The sequence below is a fragment of the Mesorhizobium oxytropidicola genome, from assembly GCF_056174625.1.
This window is the reverse complement of the sequence record NZ_CM149692.1, coordinates 2855943-2878326: the sequence shown is the minus strand read 5'-3', so window position 1 is coordinate 2878326 and position 22384 is coordinate 2855943. Positions and strand designations below refer to the sequence as shown.

General features: G+C 63.1%; 14 protein-coding genes and 2 pseudogenes. 5 read left to right on the top strand and 11 right to left on the bottom strand.

Features of this window, described 5'->3' with window-relative positions; all coding sequences use genetic code 11:
- Positions 1 to 53: 53 nt before the first annotated feature.
- Both AC0V8S_RS14255 and AC0V8S_RS14250 read right to left on the bottom strand, forming a co-directional pair.
- On the bottom strand, positions 54 to 887 hold the full coding sequence (locus tag AC0V8S_RS14255; RefSeq protein ID WP_475438069.1) for a methyltransferase domain-containing protein: 834 nt from the start codon (positions 885 to 887) through the stop codon (positions 54 to 56).
- A gap of 91 nt (positions 888 to 978) precedes the next feature.
- Complete coding sequence (locus tag AC0V8S_RS14250) at positions 979 to 1392, bottom strand: DOPA 4,5-dioxygenase family protein (RefSeq protein WP_475438068.1); 414 nt, start codon at positions 1390 to 1392, stop codon at positions 979 to 981.
- A 729-nt stretch (positions 1393 to 2121) separates the two neighbouring features.
- Here AC0V8S_RS14250 and AC0V8S_RS14245 point away from each other — a divergent pair.
- Positions 2122 to 3522, top strand: a complete 1401-nt coding sequence (locus AC0V8S_RS14245) for an SPFH domain-containing protein (RefSeq protein ID WP_475438067.1) — start codon at positions 2122 to 2124, stop codon at positions 3520 to 3522.
- Positions 3519 to 4055, top strand: a complete 537-nt coding sequence (locus tag AC0V8S_RS14240; RefSeq protein ID WP_183461909.1) for a hypothetical protein — start codon at positions 3519 to 3521, stop codon at positions 4053 to 4055. Before AC0V8S_RS14245 ends, AC0V8S_RS14240 begins: the two co-directional genes overlap by 4 nt.
- Before the next feature lie 374 nt (positions 4056 to 4429).
- Here the strand turns inward: AC0V8S_RS14240 and AC0V8S_RS14235 are convergent, their stop codons facing one another.
- From AC0V8S_RS14235 to AC0V8S_RS14205, 7 genes and pseudogenes are all read right to left on the bottom strand, one after another.
- Complete coding sequence (locus AC0V8S_RS14235; RefSeq protein ID WP_475438066.1) at positions 4430 to 5071, bottom strand: VC0807 family protein; 642 nt, start codon at positions 5069 to 5071, stop codon at positions 4430 to 4432.
- Between the two features lie 114 nt (positions 5072 to 5185).
- Positions 5186 to 6487 (bottom strand): ABC transporter substrate-binding protein, encoded by a 1302-nt coding sequence (locus AC0V8S_RS14230; RefSeq protein ID WP_244661962.1) that lies wholly within the window; start codon positions 6485 to 6487, stop codon positions 5186 to 5188.
- A 36-nt stretch (positions 6488 to 6523) separates the two neighbouring features.
- Positions 6524 to 9904: an ATP-binding protein gene (locus AC0V8S_RS14225; protein WP_475438065.1), complete on the bottom strand. Its 3381-nt coding sequence runs from the start codon at positions 9902 to 9904 to the stop codon at positions 6524 to 6526.
- Positions 9905 to 10168: 264 nt separating this feature from the next.
- Positions 10169 to 10413, bottom strand: a pseudogene (locus tag AC0V8S_RS14220) (MoaD/ThiS family protein).
- Between the two features lie 233 nt (positions 10414 to 10646).
- Positions 10647 to 12910: pseudogene (locus AC0V8S_RS14215) on the bottom strand (xanthine dehydrogenase family protein molybdopterin-binding subunit).
- Positions 12911 to 12912: 2 nt separating this feature from the next.
- Positions 12913 to 13389 carry a (2Fe-2S)-binding protein gene (locus AC0V8S_RS14210; RefSeq protein WP_475438064.1) on the bottom strand — a complete coding sequence of 159 codons (477 nt, stop codon included), beginning with the start codon at positions 13387 to 13389 and terminating at the stop codon, positions 12913 to 12915.
- Entirely contained in the window at positions 13389 to 14249 is an 861-nt protein-coding gene (locus tag AC0V8S_RS14205) for an FAD binding domain-containing protein (protein ID WP_475438063.1), read from the bottom strand. Before AC0V8S_RS14205 ends, AC0V8S_RS14210 begins: the two co-directional genes overlap by 1 nt.
- A gap of 233 nt (positions 14250 to 14482) precedes the next feature.
- On the opposite strand from AC0V8S_RS14205, the gene AC0V8S_RS14200 reads away from it, so the two are divergent.
- Both AC0V8S_RS14200 and AC0V8S_RS14195 read left to right on the top strand, forming a co-directional pair.
- On the top strand, positions 14483 to 14926 hold the full coding sequence (locus tag AC0V8S_RS14200) for an SRPBCC family protein (RefSeq protein ID WP_475438062.1): 444 nt from the start codon (positions 14483 to 14485) through the stop codon (positions 14924 to 14926).
- Between the two features lie 410 nt (positions 14927 to 15336).
- Positions 15337 to 16485, top strand: a complete 1149-nt coding sequence (locus AC0V8S_RS14195) for an amidohydrolase (protein ID WP_475438061.1) — start codon at positions 15337 to 15339, stop codon at positions 16483 to 16485.
- 16 nt (positions 16486 to 16501) lie between these two features.
- Here the strand turns inward: AC0V8S_RS14195 and AC0V8S_RS14190 are convergent, their stop codons facing one another.
- Entirely contained in the window at positions 16502 to 18502 is a 2001-nt protein-coding gene (locus AC0V8S_RS14190; RefSeq protein WP_475438060.1) for a putative bifunctional diguanylate cyclase/phosphodiesterase, read from the bottom strand.
- A 281-nt stretch (positions 18503 to 18783) separates the two neighbouring features.
- Between AC0V8S_RS14190 and AC0V8S_RS14185 the strand changes: the two genes are divergently transcribed.
- Positions 18784 to 19818 (top strand): class I SAM-dependent methyltransferase, encoded by a 1035-nt coding sequence (locus AC0V8S_RS14185; RefSeq protein WP_475438059.1) that lies wholly within the window; start codon positions 18784 to 18786, stop codon positions 19816 to 19818.
- Between the two features lie 527 nt (positions 19819 to 20345).
- Here AC0V8S_RS14185 and AC0V8S_RS14180 read toward each other — a convergent pair.
- Entirely contained in the window at positions 20346 to 22322 is a 1977-nt protein-coding gene (locus AC0V8S_RS14180; protein WP_475438058.1) for a KAP family P-loop NTPase fold protein, read from the bottom strand.
- Between the last annotated feature and the right edge of the window lie 62 nt (positions 22323 to 22384).

Sequence of the window (22384 nt, the reverse complement as noted above, 5' to 3'; positions counted from 1 at the left end):
TTCGATGAAAGTTCCGCGCAACCGCCGACAGCGTCAGCCGTCGCGGCAGAGCGCTAAAGCCGGCAGACCGCCATGACAAAGAACTCGCGGTAGCAGAAGTCCGGATCGTCGAGCAGGCGATCCGGCCGGTCCTTTAGGTCCTGCCAATAGGCCTGGTCGGCGTCAGGCAGGGCGTAGCCCGGCGCGACGCTGGCAAGATAGGCCAGCAGGTCGCGAACATAGTCGCGCGTGAAGGCAGGCGCGGGCGCCCAGCGCTCGACCAACCAGCCCTTGCGACTGACGACCTCCAAGCCCGCCTGCCGCAGACGCGTAGGAAGCGTCGAGCCGCAATCGGTGCCGAGAACGCCTCGGTCGCGAAATCCCTGCAGCCTGGCTGCCATGAAGCGCGCGAACAGGGCCCGATCCATGGGCAGGATCTGCAGGATAGTCGAATCGAAATCCTTGACCGCGAAGATGCCGCCCGGCTTCAACACGCGTTTGGCCTCGCCGACGGCAAGCTCGAACTCGGCGGGCGTCAGATACTGCATGACATTGGCGGACCAGACACAATCGAACGATGCGTCGGCGAATGGCAACGACAGGATGCTGCCGACATGCGTGGCAATTTCCGGCGGCTCGGACAGCGTGCCCGCGAGCGCCTCAACCCGGGCGATGTTTTCGGGCGCGAGGTCAAGCGCGGCGATGAAGCCGGATGGGCCAACGGCCTTGGCGATGAGCGGCAGGAAGCTGCCGCTGCCGCAACCGGCGTCGAGCACGCGCCAGCCCGGGCGGATGCCGGCGTCGAGCAGTGCCGCCTCGTATTCGGGCCGCGACGATTCGAAATGAAGGTCGAGCCAGCCGGCCTCGCTCGCTTCGTGACCGGTGGACGTTTCGTTTCTGACAGACAAATCACTCCCCCGTGATGGCGCATTGCAGATAAAAGCGTGCCGAACGGCATCACGCAATGGCAGTGCTGGTCTGCGTGGAACCGACGCCGGTCTACGCCGGCAGCGACGGCTCGGTGTTAACCTCCAGCGCCTCTTCCGCCTCGTGATCGTCCGGAAGGACATCGCCATGCACCCCCAGCGGCCGGCCGATCCAGACCGGATCGACCAGATGGTCGCGCTTTGGGTTGCTGGTGTTCGGGTGGATGAGGATGCTCAGGCCGCCATGGTTCAGCATCAGCCACGGAACCAGCGTGCCGAAAATCTCGTTGGCGAAGGAGACCTGGTACATGGGCTGGTCATGCGGGCCGACCTGTTTGTCGTGCCAATTGCCCAGGCGCACGCGGAACCGCTCGCCGATGCGCAGCCGCAGCCATTCGGCATGCTGCCGCTCGGCCTGCCCGACGAAGTAGATATGGGCGTGATAGCTGGCGATCTCGGCCAGCGGCCGTGGTCTGTCTTCGCTCATCTCGATGCCCTGCCTAGCAGCGTGGCGACCATCCGCCCATTGAGCCCAAGAACGCGGTTTTAAGCAAGGTCACCCCTCGGCCAATCGCATAAGGCGGCGCCGGCCCCTCTAGCGTGCATGGCAGCTTGGAGCATGCATTGTCTTATGTGGCGCTCGTCGACCCCCACTCCGTCTCGGCTTCGCCGAGCCACCTCTCCCCCGATCGACGGGGTAGAGGAAAGGCGCCAAGCTTTTTGCCGTCAACGCTCGCCCAGCAAAGCTCCCTTCCTTTCCCTCCGGAGGGGGGAAAGGTGGCGCTGCGGAGCAGCGACGGATTGGGGGAACCACGTGGCAATCAAGCCGCGGGCCGGCGCTACCTTATGTAACAGCCTGCCTGCGGCCCCGGCGAGAACGCGCCCCTGCTATCTGATATGTCGCCCATCGCGAACACCAGTAAACGACCGCGACCATATTCGCTCTCGATAATGTGTATGGCTGCCCTTCGAGACTTCCCTTATCAACGACGCAGCTTTTGCCCATCCATGGTTCCTGGACAGCCCCGTTCGGGAAAGAAATGTGTTTGACGCGTTAACTGGGAGGGAAGTCGACAGGCGCCGCCATTGATCCGCCGAGCAGCGGAAGGTGGATCGTTCGTGCCTGAGGACGAGCGTGCGGCGCCAAAGGCGCGCTGAACGGGCGGAACATCTTCAATCCTGCAATCAACGCTGACCACGGAACGGGGCTGGTCGAATGTCGTTTTTTGTCTTTGCACTCATCTTCGCATTCATTCTCTGGCGGCAGCTGGGCAAGAGCCGGCGCCCGGAAGGCGGCGTTCAGTCGGGCGCTTCGCCACTGGCCGCGTCCACCGACGACGATCAGGTCGAGGACATCGCCACCGATGTTGCCGGGCTGGTGTCGAGCTTCCTCGGCCAAAACAGCAAGGACCTGATCGAGCAGGCCGTGGGCCGGGCCATGCGGGACTCCGGGATCGGGACCGACCGCAAATCCACCGAGGCGATAGAGCCGGTCAAGAAGGCAGTCTCGTCAAGGACGACGGCGCCGCAGCCGCGCGACAAACAACGGGCAAAATATCTGCTCGACGGCGACGGCGGCTACCGCCAGCGCACCGACCGCACCGCACGGCTGCAGCAGGCCTTCGGCGGCAAGGGCCTGTGTTCGCCCAGGCATTCGGGGCCGGCGAAAGCGCGGCAGACCAATCGCTCAGCGGGTGGCGGAGCCAACCGGCTCCGCCTGGCCGCACGTCAACAGGATCGGGCACGCGCAGGGCGTGCCGGTACATCAGGAGGGGAATTCATCATGGCAATCACCAGACAGGTCATCACGTCGCTGCAGCGCGACGGCACGGACGCGCTCGGCACCAGGACCGTGGCGATGAAGATCGTCGACGAGAGCATCGTCTCAGGCTCGCTGCTGACGGTGGAAAGCAACCATTTCTGCATCCTGAAGTCGCGCGGCGCGGTGCTCAACGTCTACGAGACCGGCCAATATGCGCTGCAGACGCCGGACAAGCCGCTGGTCGGATCGGTCGTGCAAGGGTTTTTCGGCGGCTCCTCGCCCTGGGTCTACGAGGTCATCTACATCAACCGGTCCAAGCTGCTGGTCCGCAACGAGGGCGTGGCGACATCAGCCGAGATGGCGGAGATGTCCTATGTCGTCGACTACTACATCCACATCGACAGCAAGGAAGAGGCGCTCGATCTCATCACCCACATGCCGTTCGCCGGTGCCGTGATCGACACCAAGGAAATCGCCGACTACGCCGGGCCGGCCATCGAGCAGGCGATCAACCAGATCATCCAGATCACCAAGATGGAGAACGTCAACGAGCGCATCAGCGACGTGCGCGAGGCGGTGAAGGCGCACCTCACCGATTTCCTAAAAGTCTACGGCATTATGCTGAACGACCTCAAGGTGCTGATCATGCCGCGCGACGAGCGCATGCGCGAACTGATCTCGCTGCAGGCGATAGGGCTCACCCCGATCGAGTCGGTCCGCTATTATCTGGCCTTGCGCATGGCCGACAAGGGCCTGGTTTCGGCGCCCAACGCAGCCGCCGGCGTGCCCTTCCACATAGGCGGCCAGCCGACGGGCTTTTATCCCCTGGGCGACGAGGTGGGCGCGACAAGATGAGCCGCTTCTACGAAGCCGGGCCGCTCGCCAGGGTCGGCATCAACCTGTTCTATGGCTACGGCTACAATTTCTACCGCCAGGAAAACCAGCTGCGCGCCGACGACCAGCGCGTGCGCCAGATGGCCTGCTCGCTGCTCAACCGCGCCCGGGCAGGCCTCGACGAGGCCGAGGCCCGCTACCGCCGCGAGAACATCCCGCCGCCGACGCGGGCCAACCCCTTCCCCGACGCGGCAATCGTCGCCAACGCCCAGGCGCTCGAGCGCCTGGGCCGCGAGGTCGGCGCCCTGGAAGGCCTGATCCGCCACCAGCCAGTGCCGGAAAACGACCGCATGACCCAGCGCTACCGCCAGGAAGCCGCCACGCTCGCCGCCTTGGCGGAGAAGGACGCGGTGCTGGTCGGCCAGGCTGAGCTGCTGCGCTCGATGCTGGAAGGCGTGGCGGCGGATGCGATGCTGGCGGGCAGGCGCGAGATTGAGGTGGGGATTGCCGCGATTGCGGCGACGTTGCGGGAGAGGCAGACGTTTTTGTTGTGAGGGGCTGGGACTGGCGACCTTCGCCTATCCTGAATGGCTGCTTAGCGCCTCATTTCGGACCTAGGAGTCGGCCGTGCCAATGCCTGAAAGCAGACATTGCCGACGGACAACGGGCGGGTCACCAAAGCGAAAGCCCTCTTTCTGACCGAAGCCGACATACGCATCCCAGGACGCGAATGGCAGCTTGGCGTCAGAAACGGCCAACCTTCGCCAAGTCGCGAATTACCACAGTTGGGCAGCAAGTTGACGCTCGTTAACGCCCAGCCGGACCAGCCGCTCGACGACCATGCGGGCCTCTTGCCTCATCGCGAGATCCGGCTAATCGAGCTCAGCGCCACACTTGGCGGCCTTCTGGTGCGGGACTCTTCGCCTAGCTAGGAGACGGCGTTCCGTCGCCAGCGGCAGCCTCCCCTCGCTGCTTCATCTGTGTTCGATACCAGATCGACCAGAGCGTTAGCCCGCCGTAGATGCCGTAGCCGATGACCGGCGAAACGACCAGATACCGCTCGATGGGCCAATGCCATGCGAGCCAACTGCGAAGCATCGTCTCCCCCGAGAAGTCCAGCCCCCCAGATGAGCGTCATCAATCGAATCGACGTGCGCAAGCTCGGCCGTTCACGCCAGAGTGCCTCAAAATGCTCCTGGCCGTACTCGCGTTCCCTCGCAACCGTCGCCCGCGCCAGGTAGAAAACCATCGGCTTCCGGAACGCGAGCGACAACAGGAACACGACGCCTATGGCGCCCGACACGAGCGATTCGCGAAGCAGCAGGAGCCGCGCACTGCCTCCGAGCGCCATCACCATCAGCGACAACGCGATACCGAGCAAAACGAGCGCGCTCAGCGCATCGACGCGGCGAAATCTCGCGAACTCGATTAACCCCCACGCGACAGGCGGAACGGCGGACGCATAGAGCGCTCCTATAGTTCCGAAATGAGGAAGCGCCATGCGGTACGCGAGCCACGGCAGCAGCAAATTGACCCCGAGCTCCACAACAAGACCTGCGCGTATCCTCATGATCGCTCCATGCGCCTGGAGGAATGTGCTCTAAGTATAGGATTGCGCCGTATGTGCGTGCAATTCCGGAGGCGGCCTCGCACACATGACGACGCCATTTCAACCCAGCGGCGGCTATTTGCAGCCTTGCTCGACGATGGTCGCCTTCCAGTCCGCCGCGATTCCGTCGAGGGTCTCCTTCGCCGAGCCGCCATCCTTGAGCATGTAGGGTCCGAGACGTGCGTTCATCTGGTCGACGAGCTTGGCGTAGTAGGGCTCCGCCCAGAAATCTTTGACGACAAAGAGGCTCTGGTAGAAAGCGTCGTTGTAGGGAGTAGCGTTGCGGAATCTCGGCGATGCCAAAATCCGCGCGTCGGCAGTATAGCCGCCGAGGTCCGCCCATTTCTGCTGAGTGTCATCGCGAGATAGCCACTCCAGGAACTTCCTAGCTTCCTTCTGCTTGTGCGAATAGGACACGATCGAGATGCCCTGGCCGCCGAGCGCCGTGAAACGTTCCCCACCCGGGCCTGCAGGACTGGCGAAGAACCCTGTGACGGAAGCGTTCGGATTGATCGACGGATTTGCCAGCGCTGGGAAGAAGGCAAAGAAGTTCATGCTCATTGCCGCGAGATTTCCGGTAATGGCCAGGTCTTCCTCTCGATTGGAGGTATTGGCCCAGTCCGGTGGCGTGAAGGAATAGAGTTCCTTGTAAGCCTTCAATGCCCGAACAGCCTGCGGCGAGTTGACGATGCCGTCAACCGCGCAGGTGGCATAGTCGCCGAGTTCACCCCCGTAACTGAACAACTCGGACATGAAGCCCATGATCATCCCGTCGCTGTGCTGCTCCGTATAGATGGCGACGCCGTATCGCGGCGGATTGGCGTGTGGTCGGTAGAAGAACTCGGCGATGTCGCGCAGTTGCATCCAGGTCTTCGGCGGCGCGAGGTCATAACCATATTTCTGCCTGAAGGCCTTCATCTCGGAGGGATCCTCGAACCAGTCCTTGCGATAGGCCCAGCCGACCGCGTCGGCTTCGAGCGGGACGGCCCAGTAACGGCCGCTGCCCTTCGGGTATTCCGAGTAGTAGGTCATTGAGGCGGGCGTCATGACCTTGGTGAGGTCCAGTTGCCGCACGAGATCGGTCAGCTCGGCATAGTGGCCCTCCGTCGCGCCGGCTCCCAGCCACTGCGAATCGCCAACGACCATGTCGTAGGAGTCGCCATGGGCGTTGAATTCCATGAATGCCTTGTCTTGGAAGCCGGGCCAGTTGACGGTCTCGACCGTGACTTTGACTCCGGTCTCCTTCTCGTACTCGTTGGCGAGTTCTTGCAGATAGTTGGCCGGATCCCATTCCGCCCACAGGATGGTGAGCTCGGTCGCTGCTGCCGGCGGACCCGCCGGCAGCAGCGCTAGGCCCGCAAGCAGGCCGATCCACATTTGCTTGAACATCGCGCTCCTCCCGAAGCACCTTGGCTACGGCGCAGCCGCTGCATGCGACAGCCGTTGCAGCAGGCCTCTTGCCTCCACCAGGTCAGGCGTGTCGAAACCCTCGTTGAATGTTGCGTAGGCGGGTGCGAGCAGGTCTCGCGCCTCGCTCGCGCGGCCGTGAACGAACCAGAGTCGAGCGAGGCGAAGCGCGGATCTCAGTTCGGCCAGTTTCGCACCTTGGTCGCGGGCGACAGCCAGAGCTTGGCGAAATGAGGCTTCGACGGCATCGTCTCGCGGGTCTACCCGCAATAGCAGCTCTCCTTTGGCGCTCAACAATTCCGGCAGCTGATATTTGGAGTCGGACCTGGCGAGCGCGTCGAACGCCTGCTCCAGAAGTGCAAGCCCTTCGTTTGCCTCGCCCCGCTCGCCACAGGCGCGGGCCAACGCGCAAAGATAGTAGGCCATCCCCATGTCGGCGCCAGTCACGGCGATCGCCGCGATCCCCTCGCGCAACTGGCGAATGCCATCGTCCAGCTGACCCAGACCGGCAAGCGCCCAGCCGAAGAAGACGCGCGCCTGCCCGAGCAGCAGCGGAATGGCGAACTCGGTGCACACTGCCATGGCCTTCTCCGCCCACCGTCGACCCTCATCGGGCTCGCGCCGCATCAAATGGACGACGCTGAGGGCCATCTGCGCCTGGGCCAGGCTCATCGGGTGCGAGACGCGCTCCGCCAGGGCGACGGCTTCCCGTGACTGTTGGATCGCCCTGTCCTGCTTGCCCCGTATGCAGAGCATCTGTGCGCAGAACGACCTGCAGCAGACCCCGGGATCGTGCCCGGTATAGCCCCACGCGAGGTGGCGATGCCGCTCGTAGTCGTAAGTGGCAAGGCCATAGCTGGCGAAGGATTCCGCCGCCTCGTAGTCGCCGAGATAGAAGTTGACGCCCCAGAGCTGGTGGTGCGCCTCCAGTAGGTAGGCGGAGTCATTGGATGCCTGTGCGAGCTCCATGCCGAGCGTCTTGCATTGCACGGCGAGCGATTCGGCGATGCGCAGGTGGCCGGAAATGGTACGGAAGGCGCTCTCACCGCGGACGGCGGCGAACAGCTGGGCTTTGTCGCCTAGGCGCTCGGCGAGTTCGCGCGCGGTCGCAAATGCCTGCAGAACCTCCGGATCGGCCCAGCCTTTCACGGAGATGAGGGCCGAGCCCATTGCCATCCACAGCGAGAGCTCCTGCCTCAGACGGGTCTCGGAAGCGGGCAAGGTCACAACGAGCTCCAGCCCTTTGCCGAAGTGGGTCGCGGCTTCGCGGTTGGCAGACCTTGCCATCGCTCGCTTTCCTGCCGTCAGCCACCACGACGCGGCCTCAGCCGCCAGACCGGCAAGCGTGTAGTGCTGCGCCACGGTCTCCGGCTCGGCCTCGGCGATCTCGGCGAACTCGGCTTCCAGCGCGGCGGCGACCTTCGCGTGGATCTGTTGGCGCCGGCTCTTCAGCAGGCTCTGGTAGGCCGTATCGCGCACCAGCGCGTGTTTGAATGTATAGGTCGCCTCCGGGGCGGTGCCCCCGCGGAACACCAGCTCTGCGTGTTCGAGCTGGTTGAGGGCATCGTCGAGTCGGTCCTGGCCGGCACCGCTTACTGCGGCGAGCAGACGGTATCTGAAAACGCGGCCGATGCAGGCGCCGATCTGCGCCGTCTCTTTCACGGGCGACAACCGGTCGAGCCTCGCCATCAGCGAATCCTGCAGCGTCGAAGGGATCGCAATCGCCGGCAGCGGCCCGATCGCCAGATATCGATCGCCCGCCTCGATCAGAAGGCCGGAATCGAGCACGGTCCGCGTGAGCTCCTCGACGAACAGCGGCACCCCTTCGGTGTTGGCGAGGATGCGGTCCGCGACGTCGCGGGGCAGCTTCTTGCCACCCGCCACCCGCTCCATGATCGCCGTGCCATCGCTCGGTTCGAGCCGCCCCAGCCGCAGCACGCCGACGTGCGGCCGCGCCTTCCAGCGGGGCTCGAATTCGGACCGCGCGGTGACCACCAGCAAGGCAGGCAGGTCGGCGAGCCGTTCCACCAGTGTGTCCAGCCATTCGGCCGATGTGGGGTCGATCCAATGGGCGTCCTCGACGAGCGCGAGCAGTGGCGCCTTCGTCGCGGACGCTTCGACCAGCCGTATCAAGGTAGCCAGCGTGCGCGCCCTGAGCGTCGGTGCCGGCAACTTCGGGAGCTGGTACCGCTCGCCTGCATCGATCGAAAGCAGAGCCGCCAGTAGCGGCAGCAACTCTCCGGGCTCGACGCCGGTCTCGCCTAGCAGCGCTGCGACCTTATCGAGTCGCGTGTTGGCGTTGTCGTCGCCCATCAACCCTGCCGCTCGCTCCAAATGCGCGATGAGGGGATGGAGCGCGCTGTTGGTGTGGTAGGCCGAGCAAAAATAGCGCAGTTCGGAATGCGGCTCGGCTGCGATCTGGGCGGCGAGCGCCGCGAGTAGGCGCGACTTGCCGATGCCGGCCTCGCCGCTGAGTAGCACGACCTGGCCTTGGCCCGATGTTGCGCAATGCCACCGTTCGAGCAGGAGGGCGAACTCCTCCTGCCGACCGACCAGCGGGGGCAGGACGGTGTGCCGCGCTTCGAACCGGCTCGCGGCGCCCGTCTCCCCAGCGATACGCCAGCACCGCACTGGGGCGCTGAAGCCTTTGAGACTCTGCTCGCCGAGATCGGTCGCGGTGAACAGTCCCGCGACGAGCCTTTGCGTAACCTCGGCGATCACCACAGAGCCCGGCTCGGCCAGGGCCTGCAGCCGAGCTGCAAGGTTGGGCGTATCGCCGACGACCGCCTCCTCTTGCGCCGCACCTTCTCCGATCAGGTCTCCGACGACGACCAGTCCCGTGGCGATGCCGACACGCGCGGCCAGCGGCGTTCCTCCGGGCTCGGTCAGCCGCGCGGTGGCGGACGCGATGGCGAGACCGGCACGCACAGCGCGCTCGGCATCGTCCTCGTGCGCTTGCGGCCAGCCGAAATAGGCGAGCACCCCATCGCCCATCAGTTTGGCGACCCGCCCCTCGTAACGGGCGATCTCGCGCGACACCGCCTGCTGGTAGGCGAGGATGACCTCGCGTGTGTCCTCCGGGTCGAGCCGTTGGGAGAGCTCGGTCGAGCCGACGAGGTCCACGAGCATCACGGTGAGTTGGCGCCGCTCTGCGCGGCAATCCGAGACCACTGGCGGTGACGAAGCCGTCCGAGGCAGGGTCGCGCCGTCAGCGAGGGACGCAATGGCGCTGAGCAACTTGCGCCGATGGCCAATCGACGTGATCCCGAGCGCGGTCAGGTCCTCGGCGGTCAGCTTGGAAAGAACCTCCAGGTCAACGTCGTTGTTGCGGAAGACCGGTGCGTACTCACCCAAGCCGAGGTCTACCAGCCATGCCTCAATATCCACAGTGCCTTCTCCCAGGCGGTAGAGGCTTTGCCGGGAAACTATATCGCAAATGGGAAGCAGGGTCGTCCGTTTTGTGCGACTAGCAATGTCAGTTTTGGGGTCGTCGCGCTGTCCGACGTCCGCGTTGGGGTCGGATCAGGAAGCTGCTCGTGCAGAACTGAAGGTCAGCTTTTATAGATCTCGCTGTTAGGAGCTGGCGGTCCGCTTGCGGCCCCTACCAAGACGTTCGAGACCTTGATGTTAAACAATGGCGTACCTGTCCCCTCACCCCCCAGCCAGCCGCGGCAGCAAAAAATCTCCGCCCCCGGCGGCAGTTCCTTCGACCACGTATCGCGATAAATCGTCCCATCGATCGCCACCGCAATCCCGCGGTCGATCCACGGCTCAAAGCCGGGATACTGTTCAGCCAGTTTCCTGAACAGCTCCCTGATGTCCTTGGCCTCGATCTCGACCTTGCTCTTGCCGCCGGCAAGCTGGCCGAGCGCGCCCCAAAGGGTGACTTCGACCATCGGCGCTACGGTGTGCTGATATTCAGGTGAGGCCGGCCTGCAAATGGCAGGTTCCTGCGCTTCCGGCCTTCGCCGGCCGAAGCACTCGTAGCTCGCCGCGCAGTCAAGGCTACGGCCGGCGTAGGCCGGTGCTCACGTACTTCAAGTACGCTCCGCTCCGGTTCTCGGAACCCGCCACTTTCGGCTCGGCCTGACCTGAATCTCAACACACCTTATCCCTCGCTTTCGCCCCGTCAGCCTCCCCGTTCCGCCTCGATCGCCGCCAGGATGCGGGGCGGCGACATCGGGATGTGGGTCATGCGCACGCCCGCCGCGTTCGAGACCGCGTTGGCGATCGCCGCCAGCGGCGGCACGATCGAGGTTTCGCCGACGCCGCGCACGCCATAGGGGTGGTTGGGGTTGGGGATTTCCAGGATCTGCGTGTCGATCATCGGCAGGTCGGAGCAGACCGGGATGCGGTAGTCGAGGAAGCCGGCGTTCTGCAGCCTTCCGTCCTTGCCGTAAATATACTCCTCGTTGAGCGCCCAGCCGATGCCTTGCGCGGCACCGCCCTGGTACTGGCCCTCGACATAGGTCGGGTGCACCGCCTTGCCGGCATCCTGCACCACCGTGTAGCGGATCACCCGGGTCGAGCCGGTCTCGGGGTCGACCTCGATGTCGCATATATGGGTGGCGAAGGAGACGCCGGCGCCGTCGGCGACGAGCTCGCTATGGCCGGCGATCGGCCCGCCGGTCTTGCCGGATTGAGCCGCGATCTCCTTTAGCGACAGCTTGCCGAGATTGCCATGCTTCTCGCCCTTGGCGACCGCGTGGCCCTGTTCCCAGACCACGTCGTCGACGGAAATATCCACATTTGTGCTGCGCGCTCACGCAGGATCTTGATCGCGTTGCGGGCGGCCGAGATGGTCGCCATGGAGGAGGAGAAGGTGCCGCGGCTGCCGTCGGTCATGTCGTTGTAGCCGAGGGAGGAGGTGTCGGCGACCACCGCCTTGAGCTGGGCATAGTCGATGCCGAGCTCCTCCGCCGCCACCAGCGACAGCGAGGCGCGGGACCCACCCACGTCCACCGTGCCGACGGCCAGCGACACCGAGCCGTCCATGCCGATGTTGAGGTCGACGCAGGTCTGGCCGCCGAAATTGAACCAGAAGCCGCAGGCCATGCCCCTGCCCTGGTTCTTGCCGAGCGGCGCCTTCATGTGCGCATGGTTCTTCACCGCTTCCAGCGTCGGGCCGATGCCGATCGGCCCATAGACCGGGCCGTAGGACGAGCGCGTGCCTTCCTGCGCGGCGTTCTTGATGCGGAAGTCGACCGGGTCCATGCCGAGCTCCTTGGCGAGCTCGTCGACGGCGCTTTCCACCGCGAACGCCGCCATCGGCGCCGAGGGCGCGCGATAGGCCGCCGTCTTCGGCCGGTTGACCAGCACTTCGTAGCCGACCGTCTTGACGTTATCGAGCTTGTAGCAGGCGAACGCCGTCATGGCGCCGATCTCGGCCCAGGAGCCGGCATAGGGGCCGGCGCTGTAGCGCAGCGTCGCTTCCGCGGCAGTGATCGTGCCATCCTTGCGGGCGCCGATCTTGACGTCGATCGAGGTGGCGCTGGTCGGGCCCGAGGCGCGGAACACCTCGTCGCGGGTCATCACCAGCTTCACCGGGCGTCCGGCCTTGCGCGACAGGGCAAGCGCCACCGGCTCGGCCCAGACATGGGTCTTGCCGCCGAAACCGCCGCCGATCTCCGACGAGGTGACGCGCAGCTTCGAGGCTTCCATGCCGAGCAGCTGGGCGCAGTGCTGGCGGTAGACGAAATGGCCCTGCGTGCAGACCCACAGGTCGGCGGTGCCGTCGGACGAGACGCTCGCCACGCAGGCATGCGGCTCGATATAGCCCTGGTGCGTCTGCTCGGTCTTGAAGGAGCGCTCGACGATGAAGTCGGCGTGGCCAAAGCCCTGGTGGACATCGCCATGGCCAAACTGGCTGCGCTTGGTGACGTTGGAGGGTTTTACCGGCTTTTCCTCGAGGCCCTCGGTGAAGATCGTATCGTTGATCAGCGGCGCGTGGTGCTGCATCGCCTCGTCGACATCGGTGACATGCGGCAGGATCTCGTAGTCGACCTCGATCAGCTTCAGCGCCTGCCTGGCGGTGCGGGCATCGACGGCGGCGACCGCGGCCACCGCATGGCCGTCATAGAGCGCCTTGGTGCGTGCCATGCAATTGTCGAGGATGTCGTACATGGCGGCATCGCCATCGGTGAGATCAGGCAGGTCTTTCGCCGTGATGACCGCTTTCACGCCCGCAAGCTTTTCGGCCTTCGAGGTGTCGATCTTGCGGATGATGGCGTGCGCATGCGGGCTGCGCAGCACGCGGCCGACCAACTGGCCGGCCATGTTGAAATCGGCGCCGTAGCGGGCGCGGCCGGTCACCTTGTCGACGCCGTCGGGGCGGACGGGGCGTGTGCCGACGGATGTGAATTTACGCCCGGAAAAACGCGGATCGAAATTCATCTTCAGGCTCCCTTCATCACATGTGCGGCGTCCTGGACGGCGCGCACGATCTTGTCATAGCCGGTGCAGCGGCACAGGTTCCCGGCGAGACCAAAGCGGATTTCCTCCTCGCTCGGGTCGGGGTTTTTCGCCAGCAAATCCTTGGCCGCGATCAGGAAACCCGGCGTGCAGATGCCGCATTGCAGGGCCGCATGCTCGAGGAATTTCTGCTGCAGCGTATGCAGCTGGTCGCCCTGCGCCATGCCCTCGACGGTCTCGATGCGCCGGCCTTCGGCTTCGGCGCCGAGCACCAGGCACGAGCAGACCAGCCGGTCGTCGAGGATGATTGAGCAGGCGCCGCAATCGCCGGTACCGCAGCCTTCCTTGGCGCCGGTCAGCCCGAGCCGGTCGCGCAGCACGTCGAGCAGCGTCTCGTCAGGCTGGCAGAGGTATTCTGTTATGTCGCCGTTGATTGTCGTCGAGACTGCAATACCAGCCATCATTTGCCTCCTGCACGTGAGTAGGCGGTCGTCGCGGCCCGCTTGGCCAGCACACCCGCAACCTTGCGTCTGAACTCGATGGTGCCGCGCTTGTCGTCGATGGGGCGGCAGGCGCCGGCGCAGACTTTTGCCAGCCGCTCGAGCGCTGCTTCGTCCAGCTTCCTGCCGATAAGCGCCTCGGCGGCCTCCTCGACCAGCAGCACCGTCGGTGCCGCCGCGCCCAGCGCCACGCGGGCCGCCGTGACGACGCCATGCTCGTCGATCGTCAGGTTCACCCCGGCGCTGACCACGGCGATGTCCATCTCGGTGCGTGGAATGAACCTGAGATAGGCGTCGCCCGAACGCGGCGCCTGGCTGTCGAGCAGGATCGCCTCGATGATCTCGCCCTTGGCGAGCGATGTCTTGCCCGGCCCGACCGGCACGGCCTCCACGGCAATAGTGCGCTTGCCCGCGGGCCCGGCGATCACCGCCCTGGCGCCAGCCGCCACCAATGCCGGCACGCTGTCCGCCGCCGGCGAAGCGTTGCACAGATTGCCGGTTATCGTACAACGGCCCTGCACCTGCTTCGAGCCGATCAGCTTGGCCGCCTCGACGACACCAGGCCATGCCTTCTTCAAGGCGGCGTTCTCGCCCAGCACGGCGCAAGGAACTGCGGCACCGATGCTGAAGCCATCGGCGGTTTCGCGGATTTCACTCAAGCCCGCGATCGACTTGATGTCGACGATCAGGTCGGGCTCGACAAAGCCGCCCTTCATCCTCACCAGCAGGTCACTGCCTCCGGCCAGGATGGCCGCCGTGCCAGCCGATCCGGCCAGTTGGCCAACGGCATCTTCGATTGAAAGCGGACGTATGTAGCGCATCGTCTCCCCTTGGATATCGCGATTTCAGCGACCGTTATAAACAATCGCCTTATAATGGCTATCCGGTTCGTCATTTGCGACGATTGGTCCAGCCGCCGCAAAATCGAGTCCCAAATCGGCCTGAATTGGCCTACGCCAGTGCATGTCGCCCAAAAAATCTAGGCGCCCGTGTCGGATCGGCCAGACCCCGTTCGTCCTTGGGACATCGAACAGGCATCATGAAAGGACAGGATATGCCCGGAACCGTACGTTTGCACCGTGTTCTCACCACCAGCCCGCAAAAGGTCTATCGCGCCTTCGTCGAGGCCGACGCGCTGGCCAAGTGGCTGCCGCCGAACGGCTTCACCTGCACGGTCCATCACTTCGAGGCCAAGGTCGGCGGCACGTTCAAAATGTCGTTCCGCAACTTCACCACCGGCGGCAGCCATGCCTTCGGCGGCGAGTATCTCGAACTCGTTCCGGGCGAACGCCTGCGCTACACCGACAGGTTCGACGACCCCAATCTGCCCGGCGAGATCCAGGTCACCGTGATCCTGAAGAAAGTGTCGGTCGGCACCGAAATCGACATCACCCAGGCCGGCATCCCCGACGTCATCCCGGTCGAAGCCTGCTATCTCGGCTGGCAGGAATCGCTGCGGAACCTGGCAAAGCTGGTCGAGCCCGAGATCAATCAATAGGCCAGTCCGGACGCTGCGGCGATAGCATGCATTTCAGCTTGGCGCATGCATTGTCTTATGCGGCGCTCGTCGACCCCCACTCCGTCTCGGCTTCGCCAGACACCTCTCCCCCGATCGACGGGGTAGAGGAAACGCGCCAAACTTTTTGCCGTCAACGCTCGTCCAGCAAAGCTCCCTTCCTTTCCCTCCGGAGGGGGGAAAGGTGGCGCTGCGAAGCAGCGACGGATTGGGGGAACCACCTGGCAATCAAGCCTCGGCCTGATCAGTCACGCCACAGAAGATGTGCGCATAGCGTAGATGAAATGGGGGAGAGGTGGCTCGGCGAAGCCGAGACGGAGAGGGGGAACGCCCTATGCGATTGTCCTCGCCTTGCGACCGGCATATCAAGAACGCAGTGGAGGCGCAAAAGCATGACCCTGACCAATCGGGACATTGTCGAGCTGACCGAGTGGCGGCGCAAGCTGCACCGGCAGCCGGAAATCTCGAACGAGGAGGAGAAGACGGCGCAAGAAGTCGTCTCCTTCCTCGCCGACACCGGGCCGGACAGGGTGCTGACCGGCCTTGGCGGCCATGGCGTGGCGGCGGTCTACGACAGCGGCAAGGCCGGCCCGACCGTGCTGTTCCGCTCCGAACTCGACGCGCTGCCGATCGAGGAGCTTTCGGGCGTGCCGCATGCCTCGCAAGTGCCCGGCAAGTCGCATATGTGCGGCCATGACGGGCACACCGCGATCCTGGCAGCGCTTGGCCGTCAGCTCGGCCGCGAGCGGCCGGCCAGCGGCCGCGTCGTGCTGATGTTCCAGCCGGCGGAAGAGACCGGCAATGGCGCGGCCGGCGTCGTCGCCGATCCGCGCTATGGCGAGATCGCGCCGGATTTCGCCTTCTCGCTGCACAATCTGCCCGGCGTGCCGTTCGGCGAGGTGCGGCTCAAGCCCGGCGTGGTCAACTGCGCCTCGCGCGGCATGCGCATCGTGCTGGAGGGCAAGACCGCGCATTCCTCCATGCCCGAAACCGGCATCTCGCCCATGCCGGCGATCTCAGAGCTGATGCCGGCGCTGCCCGCGCTCGGCCGCGCCACCTTCGCCTATGACGATTTCTCCATGGTCACCGTCACCCATGCCGAAATGGGCGAAGCCGTGTTCGGCATCGCGCCGGCGCACGCCGAGGTGTGGGCGACGCTGCGCACCCGCCGCGACGAGCGCATGGCGGATCTCTGTGCCGCCGCCGAGGCGTTGGTCACAGGCATCGCCGCCCGTCATCGCCTCGCCGCCCGCTGGGACTACCACGAGATCTTCGTTGCCAGCGTCAACGCGCCGGACGCGGTGGAACACCTGCAACGCGCCCTCGACGAAGAAGGCGTTGTGCACGGCCAGGAAGCCCTTCCGATGCGCGCCTCGGAAGATTTCGGCCTGTTCGGCCACAGCGCCAGATCGGCGATGTTCTTCCTCGGTGCCGGCGAGCGCCACCCTTCCCTGCACAATCCGGACTATGATTTTCCCGACGATTTGATCCCGATCGGCTCGAAGATCTTCATGCGCACGGCGCGCAATCTGCTGGGCTGAGTTCGCCCGCCCCTTGCTACGCGGACCTGAGGTAAGGGCGCTTCTGGACGCCCCGCTTGGCCTGGTAGCTCGCGGCCGGAACCGGACGGCCGACGCGAAAGCCCTGGATCCTGTCGATGCCGAACTCGCGCATCAGCGCGATCTGCTCGTCGGTTTCCACGCCTTCGACCAGGATCTGGTGGCCGCGATTGCGCACCAGCGCAATGATGTCCTGCAGCATGGCCATGCCCTTCGGCGTGCCGCAGTCGTGCAGGAACGAGCGGTCGATCTTCACCGTGTCGAAATCGATCAGGCGCAGCCACGACAGGCCGGCAAAGCCGGTGCCGAAATCATCGAGCCAGATCTTGATGCCGAGCAGCTTCAGGTCGCTGATGCAGCGCAAAATGTCCGAGTGCATCTCCATCTCGAGACCTTCGGTGATTTCGAAGGCCAGCCTGTTGCCGGTCACGCCGGTCTCGCCCAGTATGGTGGCGACGGACGCGGCGAAGCCAGGCGTCTTGAGCTGGATCGGCGAGACGTTGACGCTGACGACACGCACGTGGTCGTCCGCCAGCAGCTCGGTACAGACCGTCCTTATCGCCCAACGCCCGAGTTCCAGGATCGCGCCGGTGCGTTCCGCAACGGGAATGAACAGGCTCGGCGGCACCAGGGTGCCGTCCAGCATCTTCAGACGCATCAGCGCCTCGACGGCCTCGACCCGGCCCGACACGACATCCTGGATGGGCTGATAGACGAGTGAAACGAGGCCCTGCGCAATCGCGATCTTCAGCAGGGCCGCAAGGTTCTCGCTCTCGTCGCTGCTCTGCGGATCGGTCGGGTCGAACAGCCGGACGCAATTGCGGCCGCCGGCCTTGGCCAGATAGAGCGCGCGGTCGGCCTCGTGGATGATCTTTTCCAGCTTGGCGCCGGCCTGCGTCCTGGTGAACGCGGCACCCACGCTCGCCGTGACGATCGAGACCCCGTCGCGCCTGAGCTCATGGGTGATCGCCAGGCTCTCCACCGTGCGGCAAATGGCTTCCGCAAGCTCCGTGACCTGTTCCTTCTTGTCCATGCGGGCGAGCACGATGAACTCTTCACCGCCATAGCGCCCGATCGAGCCATTGTAGTTCTTGATCAGATCGCTCAGCGCATTGGCGACATGGATCAGGCAGCGGTCGCCTTCCTGGTGGCCGTAGCAGTCGTTGAACTTCTTGAAGAAGTCGACATCGATGAGGATCGCCGCGAACTTGCTGCCGAGCTTTTGCCAGTCGCTCCAATAATCGCGCAGCTTCTCGTCGATGGCGCGCCGGTTCTCCAGCCCCGTCAGCGGATCCGTCCGCGACAGTCTGAGCAGCGCCTTGCCGCGTTCGGTGGCTTCCTTGTGCTGGATCTTGGCTTCCAGCGCGTTCAGGAAGACGTTGTAGCGCTCTTCGTTCAGCTTCCAGTTCACATAGGAGGTGAAGGTGAAGCATGAAACGTAGAACGTCCCGAATACCATTTTGTATGTCAGCGACGCTGGTACGAAATAATTCACAACGTACAAGATGGATAATATGATTGTCGACGTTATGATCGACACCTTGAAGCTGAACGTGAAGAAAAGATTGGCACTCATCATGAAAATGGTGCCGAAAACCATATAGTAGGCGACGCTTTCCTTGTCCGCCCCCAAAGATGCCGGGCACAGCCAACCGATATAGCCGAAGATGATGGCCGCGGCACAGGTCACATCAAGCCATTCCGTGGCGACGCCCCGGCGAAGCTGGGTTTCCAGGGTCAGCAGAGCGGTCAATCCGACCGCGAAGCGCGCTGTGATCGTATAGGCCGCCACGTCAGGTATCAGCAGCAGGTCCGATACCGAAAACAGCACATAGATGACGACGGCGATCCACAGCCCGGGTCTGGCGTCCTTCCTTCGCTTCGCCAAAGCTTCGACGCGGTAAAGGATGCGCAGTTCCGCCGCCCCCAATTCCTGGCGCGGATCATACGGTTCCACATCCGCCACATCGGCCAATCTGGACGACGCGCGTTCGTTCACAAACCCCTGCGAAAGGGGGTTTTGCGCTCCGAACTCTTTTCCGGCTTCTGCCCCCACGCAGGACGACTCCTTGGGACGCGACACGATTGCCACGCGCTAAAATGCGATGGCTCCAGACAAGTTTGCGTTAACTCGAACCCAGAATCTTATCCGCGAGATTGCTAATAAATTGAGATGGTTAGCAGGAAATTAATCATAACGATAAAATGCCCCGAGGCGCCGTTGGCAAATGAAGTATTCTACGCAATAAGTTAACTGACTGTTAACCAAGGAGTCCTGGTGTGCAAACCGTGTTTGATGGCCAAAGCCTGATTACCGCCGAGATGATCGCCGGCAGTCTGCGTAAAGGCACACTCGAGCAACATGGCGAAGCGTTCGAGACCGCCCGCGCCGAGCTGGCCCTCATTCTCCACGCGACACAGCAGCAGATCGAGCAGCAGAAATTTCCCGCCGAGATCGTTCGCCGCCTGCTGTCGCTGCTCAGCGCGCTGCGCGCCAAGGTGCATCCCGACGTCTGGCAGGCCCTGATCCCGGTGGCGCAGAACCACCCGATCCTGAAGTACTTTCTCGAGGATCCGCTGACGCACTGGTCCTTCACCAAGCCCAGGGGCTATTCCGGCGACGCGCAGCTGCTCGACTTCATCTATTGCGACCCGCACGTGGCCGAGAGCGTGGCCAGCGCCTCGGAAATCGGCAAGGCGCTTTACAGCCACACCCAGAACGTTCCGTCATGCGTGGCGGCACGCGAACGGCGCGATCTCCTGACCCGCTATGTCGACGAGACCGCGGCCAGGAACGGACCCGACACCGAGGTGCTGGCGATCGCCGCCGGCCATCTGCGCGAAGCCAATCGTTCCGTCGCCTTGGCCGAGGGCCGCCTCAAGCGTTGGGTCGCGCTCGACCAGGATCCGCAGAGCGTCGGACTGATCGCGCGCGACTTCCAGGGCACCGCGGTCGAAGCCATCGACGGCTCGGTGCGGACCGTGCTGACCAGAAGCCACAAGCTCGGCAAGTTCGACCTCATCTACGCCTCCGGCCTTTACGACTACCTCCAGCACAACGTCGCGGTGAAACTCACCAAGACCTGCCTGCAGATGCTGAAGCCGAACGGCACATTCCTGTTCGCCAACTACGCCGAAGGCACGCCCGACGCCGGCTACCGCGAAACCTTCATGGACTGGGTGCTGCTGCTGCGCTCGGAAGTCGACATGTGGAACATCGTCAACGCCAGCGTCGACCGCAACGCGGTCGAGGCGCAGGTGTATTTCGGCGAGAACCGCAATGTTCTGTATGCGGTGATCGAGAAGCGGGGGTAGAAGGTGGCGCCGACATCCGGCGAGCGCGCTGCGTGAATTGTCGCAGCGGGTTCACAGTCGGCCGACAACGCTTGGATGGGCGGTTCAGGTGGTGGCCGTCCGCCCCCACCGTGCCTGGCAGCACCAGCCCCCCATTAGCCCGCTTGAGCCATACCTGATCGCTCTTCGCATAGATCGTGAAGAGCGTACCACATCGGCAGCCTGCGCCGCTGATGTGGTACTGAGGGAATTGCGGGAGGGCAGCGGGCTGCGATGGTTAGACGGCAATGGCCTCCTTGGGGGATAGCTGATGGGTGTCTAATACTGACTCCCCTCATCGAACGCGACTGCAAGCCTTCTGGCCCGCGCGCCAAGATCGCTATGCTCTTTTAGAGAGTTGAGCCTTATTTTGACGTCCTCATAATCCATGAAGGGTGCAAGATTATCTTTCTTCAGAACATAGACCGTACCTCGGTCACTGCTTCGTACTGTGCTGGTCAAACGCTCCAGTGTCTCGACAAGATTTTCATCTGAAACAATGTTCGCTTCTACGAGCTGACGCGGCCCCTGTTCATCCCCCCTTGCAGCCAGGCGAAAAGGAGGCTGATTGGGTTAGGGCAACTAAGCACCTCACTTGCGGACATCGCGCGATACCGAACGAGCATCAGTTCGGTGATCCGATCCAACTCGGGGTTTGTAAACAGCCACTCGCCTTCTGGACGCGGTCTGCCGCCATAGCGACCGTGTGAAAACGTCTCGTGCCGGAACAGCGATGTCAGCCAACCGATGGCCGCACCTTCGCTGAACATTGTCGTAACCGTATCAGCGCGACGCGTGGGCTCAAGGCGGGAGAGCAGCGACGGTATCAACCGCTCTGCCCGATCCCATAGCGAACTGACCCAAAATTGATCAAATGGATGTCGGCGATACGCGTCATCCATCACTTGCGAGAATGCAATGAGTAGCGCTTCACATTGCTCTGGCTCCAAGACCTCGTAAGCCCCGCCCTTAATGCGCTCGAGCAGGAGTTCGGCTTTGGTGAGCGACCCAGCAGCATGCCCGTCGTAAAGGCGCAGCAGTACCTCTCCTGCTTCATCTGCACCAACCTTGGCCGCCTCCCACATGGACGTAAAATTGCTTTGCGTAAGCGCATGTGATGGGCCTGCCAGAGCAAAATAAAGGCGATAGTGATCGGGGCTGGCAAGACGTCTTTTCCGGATGGCCTCATCACGATCCTGATCGCGGACAGGGCAGAATATTTTTAACCCGTTCCCATCTTGGAGGTAGTCCAGTTCGACACCTGGAAGCTGCTCTGCGAAATTATTCAGGTACGTCAAATTACTAAATTGACCATCTGTCGCCGTTGCACGGAGAGCGGCAAGCTCCCGCGCCTTTTCAGCCTCTTCGACTCGGGCTGTTCCCAATGAAATGGTAGCAGCGGTAGCGCAGTATTCCTCGATCCAACGGTAAAGTGCCGGATTTCCGTCCTTGATAAGTTGAAGCCATACAAGATCGGCGAGGTCGGCCTTTGCCTCACGTAGTGGTGGCCAGAAGAAACGGATCGCATCCAGCGTGCGCACTACCGACCTCGGAGTCCGCAACTGCCGGCCACCCTCGTAGTCAATGACGAGCTTCAATCTTGAAAGTTCGTCTTCATCCTTCACCGAACCTATCAAGTGTAACTCGTCAGTAAACCATTTACGCAGTTGGAATGGTTCCGGCTTGGGAACCATCACCGTCAGCTGGACAATCTTCTCCAAGTACGATTGGCCGCTCTTTACACCGACCGCCTTCTCGATACTGTGCCCCAGGATCTCACTGTCGTAGCAAAGCAAATAAATCACATTGGGGAGGTCGACGACCGAGCGCACGAGCCGCAAAATCTCAATGACCTCCTTTGGCTCAAGCCGATCGACATCGTCTATGGTGATGACAAATCGATGCCTTAGATCACGTAGCGATCTAACCAGCCTGTCTTTGAGTTCAGAGAGCTGAAGTGGGGCCGGCTTTCTACTAACCATTTCCCCAATTGCCTTGAGGCCCTTGCCTATCCATTTGATGAGCCCTAGCCCAGAGACATCCCCTGCAACCTCGATCGCGGACCCAGCCTTGCTTAGACCATTCATAAAGCTCCGGAGCGCCTCTGCGGCCTCTTTGGCTTTGGTAACCGATACCCGAGTGGCATCGCCTGCATTTAGGGCGACTTGATCTAGCTGCCTGGAGAGTTCACCGAACAGGCTGGTGATCAATGCGTCTCGATTGCCGATCAACCAGGGCCGGAAATTGATAACGGTCGGCTCACGTTCCTTGGAAAGTTTCCCCAGTTCATCTCGGATCAGGAATAGAAGGCTCGACTTTCCTGAACCCCAAGCCCCCTCAACCCCAATAACCAAGCCATCTTCAGAAGCGCGATCCACAAGCGAACTCGCGATCCGCTTAGCAACATCGCTAAAACCGAGCTTGTCCTCGTCACCAGAGCTAAGCGCCCGGTCTCCCTTAATAGAATCGCCTTGATCCCGCACCATTCTGTTCTTGTACCCGATGATCTACACAGATCAAACTTGTGTCTGCTTCTGCTAGCCGTCGC